Genomic DNA, 16148 nt, shown 5'->3' with positions numbered 1-16148 from the left:
GGTACTGTAAAGCTAAGCCTGTAGTGCTTGCTATTAAATTTAAATGAGGATTATTTCTGGTTTGAATTAGGTTGGTATAAAGTCCATTTTTCATAATATTTATTTCCGTTAAATATTTTATAGTTATGTTAATTTAATTGTTTATAATATGAACCCAAAAGAGGGAAAATAAAAGAATTAAATTCAAATTTTAGAAAAATTTTGGCGCTAAGTTGTTTATGTGTTTATTTAGAGTTGTAGGCCAAGCTAAGTTACTTGGCCTTTATTTTTAATGAGGGGTTTTATTCAGGTGCTACATCTAATGTAGTAAATAATGAATAACGTACGCTATCGATACCTTTTTCAGTTGAACCTTCGCTCACACTTGCTTCAATCAGGTATAGTCCAGGGTGTTGCCATGTGTTAGTGAAAAAGCCGTTTTTATCTGTGGTTACTTTAACTTCGCCACGTTCGTTACGATAACGTGTATCACCTTTTAAGATGGCAAGTTCTATGTTGGCAGCAGGTTTACCGTCTTTTAATAACTGAAAACGTGCCTCTTCACCAACAAATAAATCATTAGGATGAGTCGGGCCGCTGATCTCTAAGCCTTGACCAAGTAGCGCAGGTTTTGAGGTGCCGTTGCGGCTTACAAATGTATCTACCGTTGCAATCGATTTAGTGGTTTTAATATCGGTTGCATCAGCTGGGATATCTTTACTGTCTTTAGGGCCAAATACACGGCCACGTTCGCCTTTGGCATCTTTATAAAAAGTCATTAGTCGTGGTTCTTGGCTCATCGTTATATGATAAGTACCTTCCCCAGCTAGTTTTACCGCCGCTGAATTTTTACGTTGCAGATAATATGCACGAATTTTATCGCTAACTGGTTTGCCATCAGGGCCGATTGCCATAATCAGATTATCATCATATTCCGCGCCTTTTTGTGCTGGACGATATGCTTTATCTGGTGCGAAAATTTCATTCGAAATACTGGCATCGATCATCACATAATGTGCTTTGTCGCCTGAAAGAGATGTGTGCGAAGGCACTAACCAGCGAGCATGTGCATTGGCATAGCTAGATGCTAGGGCAGTGAAAGTAAGTGCGCCGATAAATGCGCTTTTAAGTAAATTGATTTTCATAGTCTTTCCTTATTTAAATTGTTTTAGCAGCTACATTTACTGACTTTTAATGGTGACGAAGCTTTGTGAAAATTCATTGGTGCCATCGATGGTGATCTTGCCGTCTTTATTTAGATCAAGTTCTACACGGGTGTAATCACGGCCACCTTCTTCGCGAACGACTTCTAAATTAAGTAAATACTTGCCTGCAGCTACGGCTTTGCCATCTAGATCTGTGCCATTCCAGTTAATGGTGTAAGTACCTGGGCGCTTTGTTGCACCTGTTACACCATCAAAGTTAGCGTCACTTTTTCCGGCTTTACGCCACCACTGGCGTAAGTCTTTAAACCATTCTGCTTTTTCAACCCATAAGGCAACCGTGGTTACATGCTTACGCTCTGGGGTTTCTAGCCAAACCGCGACATAAGGTCGATGGTAAGGTTGTACGTCTAGATCAGGTAGGGTTAGTTCTATTTCAAGTTCAGCGGCATTCGCATGAGGTTGAAACAAAGCTGCTGTAAATAAAACAACAGCGCTTATTAAGGTATTAAGTTTTAGCATTAAGACACTCCTTTTAGTTGCGGAACCCAGCATAAATAAATGACTGCTGGTGTTGCGACCCCAAGCACTGTTAGCCATATTCCTACTAAGCGTTTTTTTCTATTTTGAAATAAAATAATCATCCCGGTGATAGCAAAAAAAATCATTAACACGGCTGATATATCAATCACCCAGCTCCATGCTTCGCCGCTATGACGGCCTTTATGTAAATCGCCAATTAAGCTTAAAAAGCCGCCAGTTTGATATTCGAGATTCAGTTCGCCACTGATGAAATTAAGTTCTGCGAAGGCAAAACCTGCAGGCAGTGGGTAGTCGAGCATCACGAGTGCATCTTCTTTTTCCCAGTCGATACTTTTTACTTTAGTTAAGCCATATTGGTTGGCTAAGTAAGCTTCTATTTCAGGGTATAAAATGGGTAAGGTTGCTAGGTTTTCTTGGCCCTGCTCAAGTAATGCACTTGGGAGTGATGTGGTTAGTTGCCCATCACTTTTATCGCCTTCTAGCCAATCAACATGATTAAGTACAATCCCACTGACAGAAAATAAAATAAGCAAAAACAGCAGTGCTGTTGATAGATAAATATGCAACGCACGACTGGTACTATATAAAGTTCGTTTATTTATTAACGGCATAAATAATTTAGTAGTTAAGCAATGTTATCTACATGGTAATGATTTGCATTAGTTATCACAACATTATTTACGAAATTTACATTGCTAGGTATTTTGAAGGGCGAGAGAGTAAATAAATCATAACCGCTATTTCGATGCAGGCTACCAGCAGTAAAACCCACCACGGCGGTGCACAAAGCAGCAATACAATAAAGCCAAGTGACATACCAATACCCGCAAACCACTTCGCCTTTACGGGTACTACTTTGTACTTTTGCCAATGGCGTAAGGTTACGCCATAACGAGGATGATTGAGTAACCAAGCAGCGAGTTTTGGGGACGAGCGAGTAAAGCACGCTAATGCCAAAATGAAAAAAATAGTGGTGGGCATCACAGGTAAAACAATACCTATAATTCCCAGCCCAACCAAGGCTAGTCCTAATAGTTGATAGCCAATACTTTTATAAGTGGCTAAAATTACTTTTAAATTCATGAATAGACTTGTGCCTGATAAAGTTGAAAACGGCTAAATGCTTGGCAAGCAACGTTAAACAATATGCTGCTAGTTTACTCAGCATTGTCAGTTAATTGTACTCGATGACGTTATACTCTGCCACGTTCAGCGCCTCAGCTTGCGATTCAACCTGATGCCGCTGTTCTTTTTATATCCTATTATGAGTTGATGGGAATGTAATTGCTTGCAGTCATTGCTTACAGCGTTATGAAGGATGAGTTTATGAGGGGGTAACCTCTTAAGACTAACCCCCCTAATTACAGGCTGACTTTAAAGATTAAAAGTAATAGCCAATATTAATATTAAATCGACGCTCGGTTTCATTACTATCACCGGCAACAGAGCCACCTACAAATGCTTGATTGCGGGCATGAACTAAATCAAAGTAAGTGAACAAGCCGCCAGCCGCGACGGATACCCCGGTAACATTCATCCAAGTATCGGCAGTGTCATCAGACTTGTTATAGATCGCGCTGTAATCATTATAAAATTGCAGGTTGCTTACTGGACCCCATTCAACCGGTACGCTGTAAGCGACATTAAAGCTACTGGTGGTTGCATCGGTCGCAATAGAGTCATAAAACCCATATGCGCCAACCGCGATACGATTAGTGTCATCGATATTGTAGTCATATTCGCCATGCTGTAGCTGAATATTCCAATTATTGATAACGCTGTTTACATGCAGTGCCCATGCGTTGTAACTTCCTGCGCGGTCTTGGCCGTCATGTAAGCCACCGGCCAAGCCTGATATTCCGACTTCTGTGGTCATGCCTTTGCCGTGTTCAAAGTAATAGGCGTAGCGGCCGGCAAAGGTATTATACTCACCAAGCCCTTTGCTCGGTTCGGCATAAATACCCTCGTCGACGGTGCGACTACCAACAATATCGTACGAATAGCGATGGCTGCGATCTTCAACATAACCATCGACACCACCGAGTTCGTCATTTTTGAAAAAACCTAAATCGAGCTGCCAGTTATCAGCTACTTTACGTTTAAACATCACGCCTAAATCATGATCGTCTTCTAAACCAACGTAGTAGTTTGCACTAAAGAAATAGTTATGGGAGTTATAAGGATCATTACCAAACGGCACTTTTGTGATACCTACTTGCACTTGCCAGTCGTCAGTAAATTGATAGCCTGCCCATGCTGATTTTATTGCGGTCATGTAATCAAAAAAGCGGATCTCTCCGCCGATCAGCACTCCACCAATATCGCCAGAAACATTTAAACGGAAAATATCAAAATCAAAATCGCCACCACGGTTTTTATTGCCGTCATCATATGAGGTGTGACTGTAGTTAGTACGAATTGCACCACCAAATTTAACTCCGGATAGGGCTGTTTCGGTATTATCTTGAGTTTGCTTTGCGATAGTCTTGGTCTGTTCTTCAAGCTGTTGATTAACTTTAGCTTGTTTTGCTTTTTCAGCCGCAAGCTGCTGTTGCAGTTGCTGCATCTGTTGTTGGAGTTGAGAAAGTTGAGCTTGCATAGCATCAATGTCTGAAGCATATGAGGCGCTGCTTGTTGCGCCTAGCATAGTCGCGAAAGCTAACTTTGATAGTTTAAGCATGATAAATCGCTATTCTTGATATAGGTCTGTATAGAATAGACTAATTGTACCTTTAACCCAAGTTAACTAACCATGCGTTCTAGGGTAATCATTTGTTTAATATGATTTTATAAACTATTTATTCGGTGGGTTTGCCTTCAGCGGCGCGGGTCAGCACGCCAACTTCTAATAAAGGAGCTGCATCTATACTTTGAGCATCCATCATAGTAGCAATACGCTGCATTGATGATAGTAGCTGGCTTTGTTCCCACTCGTCTAAGGCTGAGAACTTTTCAATAAAGTGTTCTTGTAACGGTTGTGGTGCTGCTTGCAGAATCGTTTGACCATTTGCAGTGAGGTAAAGACTCACTCGACGTTTGTCTAATTGGCTGCGAACACGCGTCACTAAATCGCGGTTTTCTAAGCGATCCAAGATATTAGTTACAGTTGCAGGACTCAGGTTTACATTTTGGGCAATGCGACTGGCTGTAATACCATCAGTTTGTGCTACTTCAGTCATAATTAATAGCTGCGGACCGGTAAGGCCGGAGATTTTATTTAACTGCTTAGAATGGAGGTCGATCGCGCGGATCACTTTACGTAAAGAAACCAATAATTCGTCATATTTTTTCATTTTTATCTCATTCGCAGATGGTTTGCGGTCAAGGCGCTCGCGCAATCAATAAATATTACACATCTAATAAATAGAGTTCAAATAGATAAGGTCGATTTATACTGTATTATTGGCTTTACACAGATCTGTGGCTGTTTTTTATTTGTTTTGAGTTGAAATTAAATTTAGTTCATTTGCATATTATTTAATTAAACGTTTTTGGTGCTGAGCTTACCTATAAGTCATGACAGAGTGAAAAATTGTAAATTTGACATAAAAACTCACTAAATAATATTTACTAATTGGTTGGGGATTGGGTAAGGTGAGATAGGTTTTTCATTTTTATGGGACGTATAATGAAGTTATCTCCATCTGTAAGCATCGAACAAACTGACACTGGTTTAGAATATATCAATGTTGCAAGCGAGCTTTGTAGCGCTAAAATTTTTCTACAAGGTGCACAACTCACTGAATTCACGCCATGTGGCAAAAAGCCATTAATTTGGGTATCAAGCGAGGAAGATTACCAAGAAGGTAAAAGTATACGTGGTGGCATTCCTATTTGTTGGCCATGGTTTGGTGTCAATCCAAATCCTGAGTGGCCAATTCACGGTGTAGCACGTACGAGCTTATGGCGAGCAGATGAAGTTGCAGAGCAAGACGATGAAATTCGAGTTAGCTTAACCTTGCCAATGGCACAAGTTGATGAAACCTACTGGCCACACAAATCAAAGCTAAAGGTTGAATTTATACTAACTAATCAGCTTGAAGTGCGTTTAACAACCACTAATTTAAGTAACCAAACTATAACTTTCACGCAAGCGCTGCACACTTATTTTCCAACCCCTGCTATTGAAGAAACTCAAGTGGATGGGCTGCAAGGTTCTAAATATATTGAGTTTAGCGAAGGCCCGTTTGATCAAGATGGACTGGTTGGTTTTGCTCGTGAAACAGATATGGTTTATACCCAAGCCGCAGCTATCCAGCGTATTATTACTCCGGATGGAATTATTGAAGTCGGCCGTGAAAACTCTAGCTCTTGTGTGCTGTGGAACCCGTGGATTAATAAGTCAAAGCGTTTATCTAATTTTGCTGATGATGAATACCATACAATGTTGTGCCTTGAAGCGGCAAATGTAATGGATGATAGTGCGATTGTAGCGCCAGGCGAAAGTCATACCTTAGCGACGACCATTCGCTGGGTGTAATATAGGGCCGCAACTTTGCTATAAATCAAAGCCAACGTATCAAATCGTTGGCTTGTTAAGGAAAAAAAGTGTTCGAAAACCACCAACTGGACGTCTTACCCCAACATCAACAAATAGTATATAAGCCACTTGCAGATAAAGCGTTGCTGCACGCTCAGCTTAACTGGCTGCTGTTTTATCTACCATTAACTGCAATATTAGGCGCTGTTTGCTTTTTTAATCAGGAGTTTGCAGCACTGGCACAAACGAGCTTACTGATTGGTTTACCAATTATTTTAGTTTTATCGCTAGGTTATAACGTTGTCAGTATGCGACTTAAAGGAATTGCTATGCGTGAGCATGATATAGCTTATCGCAAAGGCGTTATTTGGCAGCAGGTGACGATTTTACCTTTCTCACGAGTGCAGCACACAGAAATACATCGTGGCCCTTTGGAGCGAAAACTGGGCTTGGCTAGCTTGCGTTTGTATAGTGCTGGCGGAATGAGCGCCGATCTCAACATTAGTGGCTTAAGTCATGATGATTGTAAAAATATCCGTCAGTATATTCAAAAGTACACTGAAGCAAGACAAGTATCTAACAATACCAGCAATCAAGCCGGTGATAGTGTATTAGCTACTGATGAGTCGTTAAATGGATAATTTGAAATGGCAGCGTGTTTCGTCTTGGTCACTGGTTTATTTTATCTTGCATTTTGCTTTCCGATTTGTCAAAGACGGTGTATTTAACTTACTACCTATTATGGTTGTGTTTGTTACGCAGGTTGAAAATAAGTGGTTTTGGGGGCAAGTTGCATTAGCGGTAGCGATTATTAGCTTGTTAATTTATTCATTTTTTTACTATATTAATTTTCGCTTTTGCATTACTGATGAGCATGAAATATTACTCAATAAAGGGGTGTTTAAAAAAGAGCGTTTAACTTTGAACTTTTTGCGAGTGCAGAATGTTAATATTGCCGAACCGTTTTATTTTAAGCCTCTGGGTTTGGTTAACTGTATTTTTGATGCCGCTGGCAGCACTAGCCAAGAGGCTGTATTACCAGGGGTTACATCGCTATATGCAGAGCAAATGCGCGAGCGAGTATTGGCTTATAAAGAAACCCAACAACAAACTGCAGCTAAGCAGCAACCTGAAGATACACATACCAACGAACCACAACAATGTTTGCTGCTGAGCAATAAAGAAGTTGCAAAATTTGGCTTGATGTCGAATATGGCTATTTTGGCATTAGCAGCGCTTGCGCCTTTTATGAATGTTATGCTGGATTTCTTAGAAAAAGCGGTGATCAATCGCCTAGAATCATTCTATCAGCAAGAAGTGGGCGTGTTGGTTGATGCTGCAGCACTCGCTGTGTTTTCAATACTTGTGCTTGTTGTGTTGGTTGCCGTTTTATTATCGGTATTAATGTCATTAATCCGCTTTTATAATTTTCAGCTTTACTTTCAGGCCGGAAAATTTAAACGCATTGCTGGATTATTAGAGCGTCATCAGTTGTCGGTGAGTCTTGATAAAGTACAATCGCTGCTGATTAAGCAAAACCTAATTGCACGACTACTTAAACGTTATACCGTGCAGTGTTTGCAAGCAACCAGCGGCGGCTTTAGCGCGGGCGCAAAGAGCAAACAAAGCTTAGTGATGCCAGTGCTTTCACTTGAGCAAGTAAAACAAGTTTGTCAGTGGGTACATCCTTGGCTTAATTTAACCGGTGATGATTTTAAAGCACTCAACTTTAAAGGTGTCGAAAAAGCGTTACTGATCAAAAACCTATGCTTTTATGCTTTGTTACCGAGCGCTTTAATTGCATTTATGGGCTATGCAGGACAAGGTTACAGCCCTGTATATGGCCTGCTTTGTGCTGTATTACTAAGTTCCTTGGTGTACTTATCATATCGACGATACGGTTATTATTTTTATCAATATCAAGGGCGATATTACGCAGTGTTTCGCAGTGGCATGATAAGTGTGCATTATCGAGTGTTTGAACTATATAAAGCGCAAAGCACGCGCGCAGTAAGCACTTATTTTATGCGAAAAAGTGGTTTGAAGAGCTTGTCTATACAACTCGCTGCGGGCACAGCGACTATGCCTTATATCAAAGCAGAGCAAGCCGATGAAATTATCGACTTTATTCTCTGCCAAGCTGAATCTGATCAACGAAGTTGGATGTAATTCACCGCTTTCAAGTTCTTAGGATGGTATTTTATTAGGCGATAAAGCGTAATAGCGGTAACTCACGTTTTCTTACATTTTTATGCTCTCTTTTTAGGCTAAGTTATGACAATAATGGATTTAAAATAAGAGATCAGGGAACATGATGAAAAAAACCTTACTCGCTACTTCGTTATTATTAGCCACACATACACAGGCCGCCGTGCAATGGCAAACTATTCATACCGAACACTTTAATGTTCATTACAGTCAAGAAAATGCAGATTGGGCACGCTCTGCGGCCAATGAATTAGAAATCGTCCGCAGCAAAGTGCTTGAGCAACAAAACCGTGCTTTAGATGAGGCGGTTGATGTGGTGGTGTTTGATCCACTCAATGCCGCTAATGGTTTTGCATTACCGGTTTCAAATAAGCCATTGATGGCGCTTTTTACTACACCACCGCAGTCAGATACAGTGATCTCAAATAATAGTGGTTGGCAGCAATTACTGGTACTGCACGAATATATTCATCTAGTGCATTTAGCACAACCTACCCGCAGTAAATGGCGTCAAGAGCTCAGGAATATTTGGGATTTATACGATATAACACACAGCGAGATGCCTCGCTGGGTGGCAGAGGGTTACGCAACATTACTTGAATCGAAAATGACGGGGCGTGGTCGGTTATTTGATAACTACAGCGAGGCGATTTTAATCGAATTTGCTCAGCAAGGTGCATTGCCCCGCTATGATCAGTTGAATAGTACAGATGGTGGCTTTATGGCTGGCTCTATGGCGTATTTAATGGGCGCCCGATTTTTAGCTTGGCTAGAGAAAAACTATTCAGAGCAAACCCTTGATGCTGTTTGGACGCGTATGCAAGGGGTTAAGCAACGCGAATTTGATGACGCATTCGAAGGGGTCTTTGGTGACTCTGCGAGTAAGTTGTATCGACGTTTTATTGCTGAGTATACCTATCAAGCAATGAGTAAAGAAAGAAGTGAACAGTCACTTACTAGTGATCTTTGGTTGGCGTTAGATCATTATGCTAGTGGTCCTGCTTTATCACCAAATAGCGAGCAACTTGCAGTGGTGGAGCGTGATCAAGACGGCAAGACTCAGTTAAAACTCTACAGTACTGAGGATAACCTCAAAGCTGCAGAAGAGTTTAACCAAGAGCAACAAGAGCTACTCGCTGATGATCCTAAAGATGTTGCTGATAAACCACCCAAGGTGTTTCAACGTAAGCAAAAGCAAGTCTTGAATCAAATCAACCGTGCGGGTATTCAAAACCCACAATGGCTAAATGACGACGTGTTGTATTTTTCAGCCTACAGCAACGTAGATAATATTGATAATCAGCGTATATCAGATATATTTAGCTGGGATACGCAAACCGGTGAAGTTACCAAACTAACTGATTTAGCTGGCCTGCGGCGCTTTAGTATTGCAGATAATGGGCAAACACTTTATGGAGAACAGATTAAAGGGGGTTACTCAGAGTTAGTGCGAGTTGATTTACAAACCGGTCAAGCTCAACCATTATTCGAAAAAAGTCTAGCAACGGTTTACGATTATCCAGTAGTTAGCCCCAATCAACAGCAACTCGCCTTTCTTAAAACTGAGTTTAATCATAATTGGCAATTGTATATACAAGATCTTTATGGACAAAAATCAATTGCTGTACCAATGCCTAAGGGATATCAATACTTATCACAACCAAGTTGGAGTGCGGATGGCAAGCAGCTTTATTTTGTTGCAGGATTAGCTCAGGCAACGGATATCTACCGTTATGATTTAACTACACAACGTTTGTTCAAGCTGACTCAAGGCCAACAAGCGGTTGCTAATCCACTCGCATTATCTGACGGGGATTTACTGTATTTTTCAATCAGTAGTGATGGCCCTGACATTATGCAGCTACAGGTAAATAATAACGAAGAAGAAATCACCGATTTTGCAACTAACAGTATTGCGCCTTTGTTGCTTGTGAATGAGCACACCTTGCCAAAAGCTCAAATATATCAACAACCCATTGGTGAGCAAACGCACTACGATATTTGGCAGCAAAAAGCCACTTTTGCGTTAGGTGAACAATATCATTCAGCCTCCGCGGCATTATTTTCAGCGAGTATTAAAGGCAGCGATTTACTCAAGCAATTAGATTGGCAGCTGGGCTACAGTGTTGATTTACATGACACTGCACTGCAAGGCATTTATGCCCAAGCACGCTACAGTGCGCTTGCAATCAAGTTTGACAGCCAGTTATTTTCTTATGATTTGAATGCTAGCAAGCAATATCAGCATAGCCTGTTGGCTGATCAGTCAGTGCAAGGCGGCTATATTGCTGCCAGCCTGCCACTGAGCTTTGGAGAGTTTAAAGTACAGCCAGAACTGGCTTATAACTACTCAGAGATAGATGATGCAAATATCAAGCAAGAGCAGAGTTCACAGTGGCTTAGAGTCGGCTTGAAGCAATCTTGGAGCTATGACAGACAAGATTATGCCATCGGCCAAGCGATTGATGCGCGTTGGTATAGTGGCGATAGCGACACGCAGAGTTGGCAGGGCTATGATGTTTCTGCGCAGCTATTTGGTAAAGCGCTGGCAATCCCGATGTATGCTAATTATAGCCAGCAATATAGAGATGATAGTGAGTTGCGATTAGGTGGTTTTAGCTCTTCGTTGTTATCAAAAAATATTCGCAGTGACCTTGTTTTTGCACCTGAACTGCCCTTTTACAGCGCTATTGGCAAACGCTATCAAGGTTATGGTGGAGGTATTAGCTGGGCAGAAGGCATGCCATGGTTGTACTATCAACAGCATCAGATTGACCAACAGGTATACGGGCAAAGCTATGGTGTGAAATGGCAAGGCCCCTTTAGTTTTGGCTTAGGCCCTGCAGGCCTCAATGATGTGAAACTTGATTTTGGCCTAGTCAGAGTAGAAGGCGACAGCTTTGATGATGAGCTTAGAGGCTGGCTCGGGTTTTATTATTCGTTGTAAATTAATGGAGGCTCCAAGGAGCCTCTTCTATCGCTTTGTCTAAGTTAAGTATTTAATGCTGTCGCTGTTCGCCTTTGCTCGCGATTTCTTTGTGATTGTTTTTTACGGTTACGGCGGCTAAGCCACAAGTAAAAACCAGTGCCTGCAAGCCATACTGGGCTTAGGCCAATCACGCACCATAAGATTTTACTGAGTAAACCGGCAAAATAACCAAAGTGTAATTTTCTAAAGCTATCAATTACTCTCCAACCAATGCCGACTTCGCGAATATCCCAGTTAGCTATATGTTCACCGGTTTTTTTATCATAAGTAATGGTGTTGGCGTATTCGCTTGCCAGTGGATTGTTGCTATCAACTTCACCAAATAGCGTAATGTTTTCGTCAGGCTCCAGTGGCATAACTAAAAAAGTACCATTAAATGTCGGGATTTGTTTTTTGCTATCATCCAGAATGGCTTGAAAGTTAATGGTATCGCTATGTAAGTTTTTGGTGAGTATAAAATGCTGTTCTTCTGCGTGTTCGACTACTTCGTGATACCACACAGCCCAATTAAAGTAGCCGCCAGTGATCGCCAAAATTAAAATAATGGGTGAGCCAAGTACCCCTGTCATTTTATGAATATCGCTTAGTACAATTTGCAGCGTCGCCTTGAAGCGTACTGAAAATAAACGTTGCCAAAATTTACGATAAATTATTAAGCCTGTAACGCCGAGGATAAATAGAAAGATTGCAAAAAAGAACCCAAGGACGGTGCCTGTTTGACCAGGTAGAGTTTTTAAATCGTTTAGCAAAAATGTGTAATGCAGTTCTAAAAACCAATCTGTGAAGTAGTGACTAGTGCTAACTGGCTGCGAAAGTATTTCGCCAGAATATTGATTGATATGAAATTTATACCAAGTGTCGGTACCGCGTTCGATTAAATAAACCCGATCAGCAGTATCATCATTAAATATTTCCCAACTACCTACTACATAGCTAGGAAATTCATGCTCAGCAACCGCTATTAATTTATCAATGGGTTTGCGTTCTGCGTGACTATCAACGACAAAGTGACTATCTGGCATGAGTAAGCCATCAATTTCACTTTTAAACACTAATACGCTGCCAGTTATACTGATCACAATAAGTGGAATCAAAGCACAAAGCGCAATCCAACTGTGTATTTTAAAAAGTGTTTTTCTCATAAGGCAAAGAGTCGTCAAAATTAATTTGTTGCATGATAACAATTATCAATGTTATTTCAATTCTATGCGATGAGATGTTTACATACCAACGGCAAAGTGTCAGTCGAAACATGGAAACTGTAAGGTTAACTTGCCGCAGGAGTAGTGAGTTTATTTTGTACAAATGGTTGCTTGTTTTTATAGGACCTTTACAATGCCGCGCCTTACATAAAGCATATAAAAACAGTGGTTTACACTGACTTATTGTTTTGTTAATAAGTTGCTAACTTATTAATCAATTACTAGCGAACGAGGTCTACTTTGGCGCATTACCTGCCTATTTTATCATCATTTATTTTAGTGTTTAGCTTTTTACCATTACTAAATAAAATTCGTAAAAACCGCAGTGTATCGGGGTTGTCATTATTAATGATGACCTTTGGGGTGGCGCAAAGTATTTATTTTATTGCATTTAATCTCTTTTTTGAACGTTACTACATGGTACTACCGTTTGTGGTGACCGGGTGTTTAAGTGGCTTAATCTTGTATTATTTTGCTCGATATAACGCCAAAACTAGAGAGCGAACTCAGTTGGCCGCTATGTTAGGTTTTTCACTATTACCTTTTTTACTGTTAGTAAACCCACAGCTAGAGACTGCTAACGTACTTACTTGGCTTACTTTTGTTGGCTTAATAATGAGTTCGGTGCGAGTCATGCCGCAAACCTATAAAACGCTGCGCAGCGGAGATATAAGCAACTTAAGTGCTCGTTATTTTAGCTTACAGTTTATTGCTGGTGTGTGTGGTTTATTTGCAGAATTAGCGATGGCAGCACCAAGTACTTCGCATCTTTTAACGTTTGTGATGATCTTACTGACTAATGCCGCGCAACTTGGTTGTATTCAATATTATAAAATGCGCCCTGCAATAATATAGAATTGTTTGTTTTAAAAACAAGCGATTCCAAAGTTACTGTTTTTATGGCAAATTACCTTATCGAGATAAAAGGGATAAGGTATGAATTGGAATCAACTAGGTTACTTATGTCGATTATTTTCGCCATTAAGTAACCTTACACATGCACAGAAAAAGCAACTAAGCAGTGCCGAGCATTTACGGGTTTATAAAGCTGGGCAGCACAGTAGTCAATTAGCTACAAAATTATCAGCACAGCTTATTGATAACCGTTGTGAACACGAGCAGCAAAGACTTGCGTTATGTTATGAACAATTACCAAATGCAATTAGTACTAACGGCTTTAAATACGGGAGCAGATTAAGCTATCTGGTATTTATTTTTACTGCTTTTATTATCATTAGTCTGATTTATCAGGTTTTTGTTATACCTTCCTTTTCAGCTGTATTGAGTGACTATCATGCTCAATTAAATAACTCGCTTAGTGATGTGGCAAAATTTTGGTATATATTTGTATCTCTACAAGGAATGCTTCTTTCATTAATTTTGCTCAGTGTTATACGCCTAAGCCAAATAGGCAATCTACTAAAAGCAGAACCATCATCAAGTTGTATCGATTTTATTATCCCCAAAAAAATTCGCCAGCAACACAGCGAGCTAATTGTAATACTTGAATTTCCTGTAAACGGGGCAAGTGAAAGTATTAGCTTCCCTGAGGTTGAGCATTTACAAAGTTGTCAGTTACATGGCTTAGATATTAGTAAAGAATTTGTGCTTTTAATAAAGCAAAAGCTGGCGGTGTTTAATCAAGATGCTACAAGGTATTTGAATAAACTCATTACTATTTTCACGATTACTTTAGTTATTGCGATTGCATTATTTTTGAAAGAGGCTTATCGGCCTATCTTCGCATTGGGAGAGATCATTTGAAAAATAAAGGATTTACCCTAATTGAGCTAATGGTTGTGATTGCTATCATAGGCATTCTAGCTTCTGTGGCATTGCCACAATACAGTAAATATATACAGCGCAGTGAGCTTGTAGACCCCTTAGCAATGGCTGCCGTTATACGAGAAGATGTAACGACTTTTTATTTAGAGCAAGGACGATTTCCATCAAACAATGAGGAAGCCGGTATACCTGCGAGTAAGTTTTTAATTGGCAATCGAGTAACTGGTATTGTCGTTGATGTTGGGGCTATTCATATTAGCCTTGGTAATAAAGCGTCAGTGCCTTTGCAGGGGACGATATTAACATTTCGGCCAGCTGTGGTCACGGGTAGTCCGGGTAGCCCTATAGCTTGGTTATGTGGCTACGATCAGCCAGTCGCAGGTATGCAAGCAATGGGTGAAAATAAAACCACCGTACCCAAAGATATTTTGCCGTCATCGTGTAAAGAACTTAAATATTAAAATATTATAGGTAAATGAATGCAACTGACTATCCATCAAGTAGACGCTTTTACTAACGAATTATTTAAAGGCAACTATGCAGCGGTTATTGATTTAGATAATTGGCTTGATAATGAGCTGATGCTAAACATTGGCGCAGAAAATAACGTATCCGAAACCGCGTTTACTTGTCGTCAAGCTGATGGCAGCTACGCTATCCGTTGGTTTTCACCATTAATGGAAATAGACTTTTGCGGGCATGCTACACTCGCTGCGGCATTTGTGTTGTGCGAACAGCACAATTTATCGCAAATTCGTTTTCAAGCTGCAGCAGTCGGTGAGTTAGTTATTAATAAAAATAGCGATGGCAGCTTTGCCATGACTTTTCCAAAACAAACTCCTTTTGTTGCAATAAAAATACCCTCTGAGCTATTTGCTGGCTTGTCTATACAACCCGTTAAGGTGTTGAAAAACCAACAAGCTTACTTTGCTATTTATGATGGTGAGCAAGATGTGCTAGATCTTAAAACAGACTCTGCGTTGCTTAAAACATTGTTCCCGCTAGATGTCGTAGCAACAGCACCAAGCGCAAAATACGACTTTATTTCACGTTATTTTTGGCCTGCTAATGGCGGTGATGAAGACTATGTAACCGGTTCAATTCACACCGGCCTTGCGCCATATTGGGCTAAAGAGTTAGGTAAAACCTGGCTAAGTGCTTATCAGGCTTCTAGCCGTGGCGGACATCTGTATTGTGAAGTTGCTGCGCACACAATTACTGTAACTGGCCATGCTGTGCGCTATATGCAGGGCACCATATATTTATAATGACTATTTAATTGCTACCTTGCGGTAGTTTAATGGTGATTTGCGCGCCATGCGCTGTGTTAGCTAACTGCAGGGGCACTAATTAGGCGCTCATAGCGTGATGCATATTGACCATACACAGGCGTCATAATATCAATATCACCTTGTTGGACGGTCACCACATTGAGCGTACTCGCATTTAGCTGCGGCACAGCAGGTTGCACCGCAAAATAGCTGATGCTTGCTAGCAGTATGAGTGCGGCAACAATGAGGGCTATTTTAACTTTGTTTAGTTTTGTGGTTTTCTCAATATTAATATTCATAATCTACAAATCTACAAATCTACGAGGTTGATAGTGTAGTTAATGAAAGTTTGATGCCAGAAATGAATACTGTTTATTTTCAGTTTGTTAAGTATTTATATGGTGATTCTAAAGTGATAGCTGTTCGATATTGAACACGCAGGTGTTCGGTTTTGAAAATAACAGCAGCCGCAGGAGATAGATTTATTATCCGAAGCTCAGGTTATTTAAATAAGGACTTTGAATCTTT

At 40.4% G+C, this 16148-nt stretch carries 16 protein-coding genes; 8 read left to right on the top strand and 8 right to left on the bottom strand.

All coding sequences use genetic code 11. From position 1 onward, the window contains the following. Positions 1 to 281: 281 nt before the first annotated feature. From H5154_RS04650 to H5154_RS04625, 6 genes are all read right to left on the bottom strand, one after another. Entirely contained in the window at positions 282 to 1124 is an 843-nt protein-coding gene (locus tag H5154_RS04650; protein ID WP_182717530.1) for a DUF4198 domain-containing protein, read from the bottom strand. A 36-nt stretch (positions 1125 to 1160) separates the two neighbouring features. Further along, the gene (locus H5154_RS04645; protein WP_145240201.1) at positions 1161 to 1664 is read right to left on the bottom strand and encodes a DUF2271 domain-containing protein; all 504 of its coding nucleotides are present in this window, start codon (positions 1662 to 1664) and stop codon (positions 1161 to 1163) included. After that, positions 1664 to 2296: a PepSY-associated TM helix domain-containing protein gene (locus H5154_RS04640; protein ID WP_145240203.1), complete on the bottom strand. Its 633-nt coding sequence runs from the start codon at positions 2294 to 2296 to the stop codon at positions 1664 to 1666. The genes H5154_RS04645 and H5154_RS04640 overlap by 1 nt, the downstream gene beginning before the upstream one ends. Positions 2297 to 2372: 76 nt before the next feature. Further along, positions 2373 to 2768 carry a YbaN family protein gene (locus H5154_RS04635; RefSeq protein ID WP_182717529.1) on the bottom strand — a complete coding sequence of 132 codons (396 nt, stop codon included), beginning with the start codon at positions 2766 to 2768 and terminating at the stop codon, positions 2373 to 2375. Positions 2769 to 3066: 298 nt separating this feature from the next. Continuing rightward, positions 3067 to 4365 carry a porin gene (locus tag H5154_RS04630; protein ID WP_145240207.1) on the bottom strand — a complete coding sequence of 433 codons (1299 nt, stop codon included), beginning with the start codon at positions 4363 to 4365 and terminating at the stop codon, positions 3067 to 3069. A gap of 118 nt (positions 4366 to 4483) precedes the next feature. Continuing rightward, positions 4484 to 4978: a MarR family winged helix-turn-helix transcriptional regulator gene (locus tag H5154_RS04625; RefSeq protein WP_145240209.1), complete on the bottom strand. Its 495-nt coding sequence runs from the start codon at positions 4976 to 4978 to the stop codon at positions 4484 to 4486. 335 nt (positions 4979 to 5313) lie between these two features. Here H5154_RS04625 and H5154_RS04620 point away from each other — a divergent pair, with 335 nt between their 5' ends. The 4 genes from H5154_RS04620 (at position 5314) to H5154_RS04605 (ending at position 11320) form a co-directional block, all read left to right on the top strand. Further along, complete coding sequence (locus H5154_RS04620) at positions 5314 to 6165, top strand: D-hexose-6-phosphate mutarotase (protein WP_182717528.1); 852 nt, start codon at positions 5314 to 5316, stop codon at positions 6163 to 6165. A gap of 68 nt (positions 6166 to 6233) precedes the next feature. Continuing rightward, positions 6234 to 6806 (top strand): PH domain-containing protein, encoded by a 573-nt coding sequence (locus tag H5154_RS04615; protein ID WP_182717527.1) that lies wholly within the window; start codon positions 6234 to 6236, stop codon positions 6804 to 6806. Continuing rightward, positions 6799 to 8334 carry a PH domain-containing protein gene (locus H5154_RS04610; protein ID WP_182717526.1) on the top strand — a complete coding sequence of 512 codons (1536 nt, stop codon included), beginning with the start codon at positions 6799 to 6801 and terminating at the stop codon, positions 8332 to 8334. The genes H5154_RS04615 and H5154_RS04610 overlap by 8 nt, the downstream gene beginning before the upstream one ends. Before the next feature lie 145 nt (positions 8335 to 8479). Continuing rightward, positions 8480 to 11320, top strand: a complete 2841-nt coding sequence (locus H5154_RS04605) for a PD40 domain-containing protein (RefSeq protein WP_182717548.1) — start codon at positions 8480 to 8482, stop codon at positions 11318 to 11320. A 44-nt stretch (positions 11321 to 11364) separates the two neighbouring features. Here the strand turns inward: H5154_RS04605 and H5154_RS04600 are convergent, their stop codons facing one another. Continuing rightward, positions 11365 to 12504 (bottom strand): PepSY domain-containing protein, encoded by a 1140-nt coding sequence (locus tag H5154_RS04600; protein WP_182717525.1) that lies wholly within the window; start codon positions 12502 to 12504, stop codon positions 11365 to 11367. 300 nt (positions 12505 to 12804) lie between these two features. Here H5154_RS04600 and H5154_RS04595 point away from each other — a divergent pair, with 300 nt between their 5' ends. From H5154_RS04595 to H5154_RS04580, 4 genes are all read left to right on the top strand, one after another. Further along, positions 12805 to 13419 carry a PQ-loop repeat-containing protein gene (locus H5154_RS04595; RefSeq protein WP_149982258.1) on the top strand — a complete coding sequence of 205 codons (615 nt, stop codon included), beginning with the start codon at positions 12805 to 12807 and terminating at the stop codon, positions 13417 to 13419. A gap of 81 nt (positions 13420 to 13500) precedes the next feature. Beyond that, complete coding sequence (locus tag H5154_RS04590) at positions 13501 to 14328, top strand: hypothetical protein (RefSeq protein ID WP_182717524.1); 828 nt, start codon at positions 13501 to 13503, stop codon at positions 14326 to 14328. Then, a complete protein-coding gene (locus H5154_RS04585) occupies positions 14325 to 14810 on the top strand; it encodes a pilin (RefSeq protein ID WP_182717523.1) in 486 nt (161 codons plus the stop codon). The genes H5154_RS04590 and H5154_RS04585 overlap by 4 nt, the downstream gene beginning before the upstream one ends. A gap of 18 nt (positions 14811 to 14828) precedes the next feature. Further along, positions 14829 to 15617 (top strand): PhzF family phenazine biosynthesis protein, encoded by a 789-nt coding sequence (locus H5154_RS04580; protein WP_182717522.1) that lies wholly within the window; start codon positions 14829 to 14831, stop codon positions 15615 to 15617. A 59-nt stretch (positions 15618 to 15676) separates the two neighbouring features. Here H5154_RS04580 and H5154_RS04575 read toward each other — a convergent pair whose 3' ends face one another. Then, positions 15677 to 15919: a hypothetical protein gene (locus H5154_RS04575; RefSeq protein WP_182717521.1), complete on the bottom strand. Its 243-nt coding sequence runs from the start codon at positions 15917 to 15919 to the stop codon at positions 15677 to 15679. Between the last annotated feature and the right edge of the window lie 229 nt (positions 15920 to 16148).

Origin of the sequence: Pseudoalteromonas sp. SR44-5 (genome assembly GCF_014163675.1) — a bacterium.
Taxonomy (GTDB): domain Bacteria; phylum Pseudomonadota; class Gammaproteobacteria; order Enterobacterales; family Alteromonadaceae; genus Pseudoalteromonas; species Pseudoalteromonas rhizosphaerae.
The sequence above is the reverse complement of the archived record's forward strand: the minus strand, read 5'-3'. Positions and strand labels throughout refer to the sequence as shown.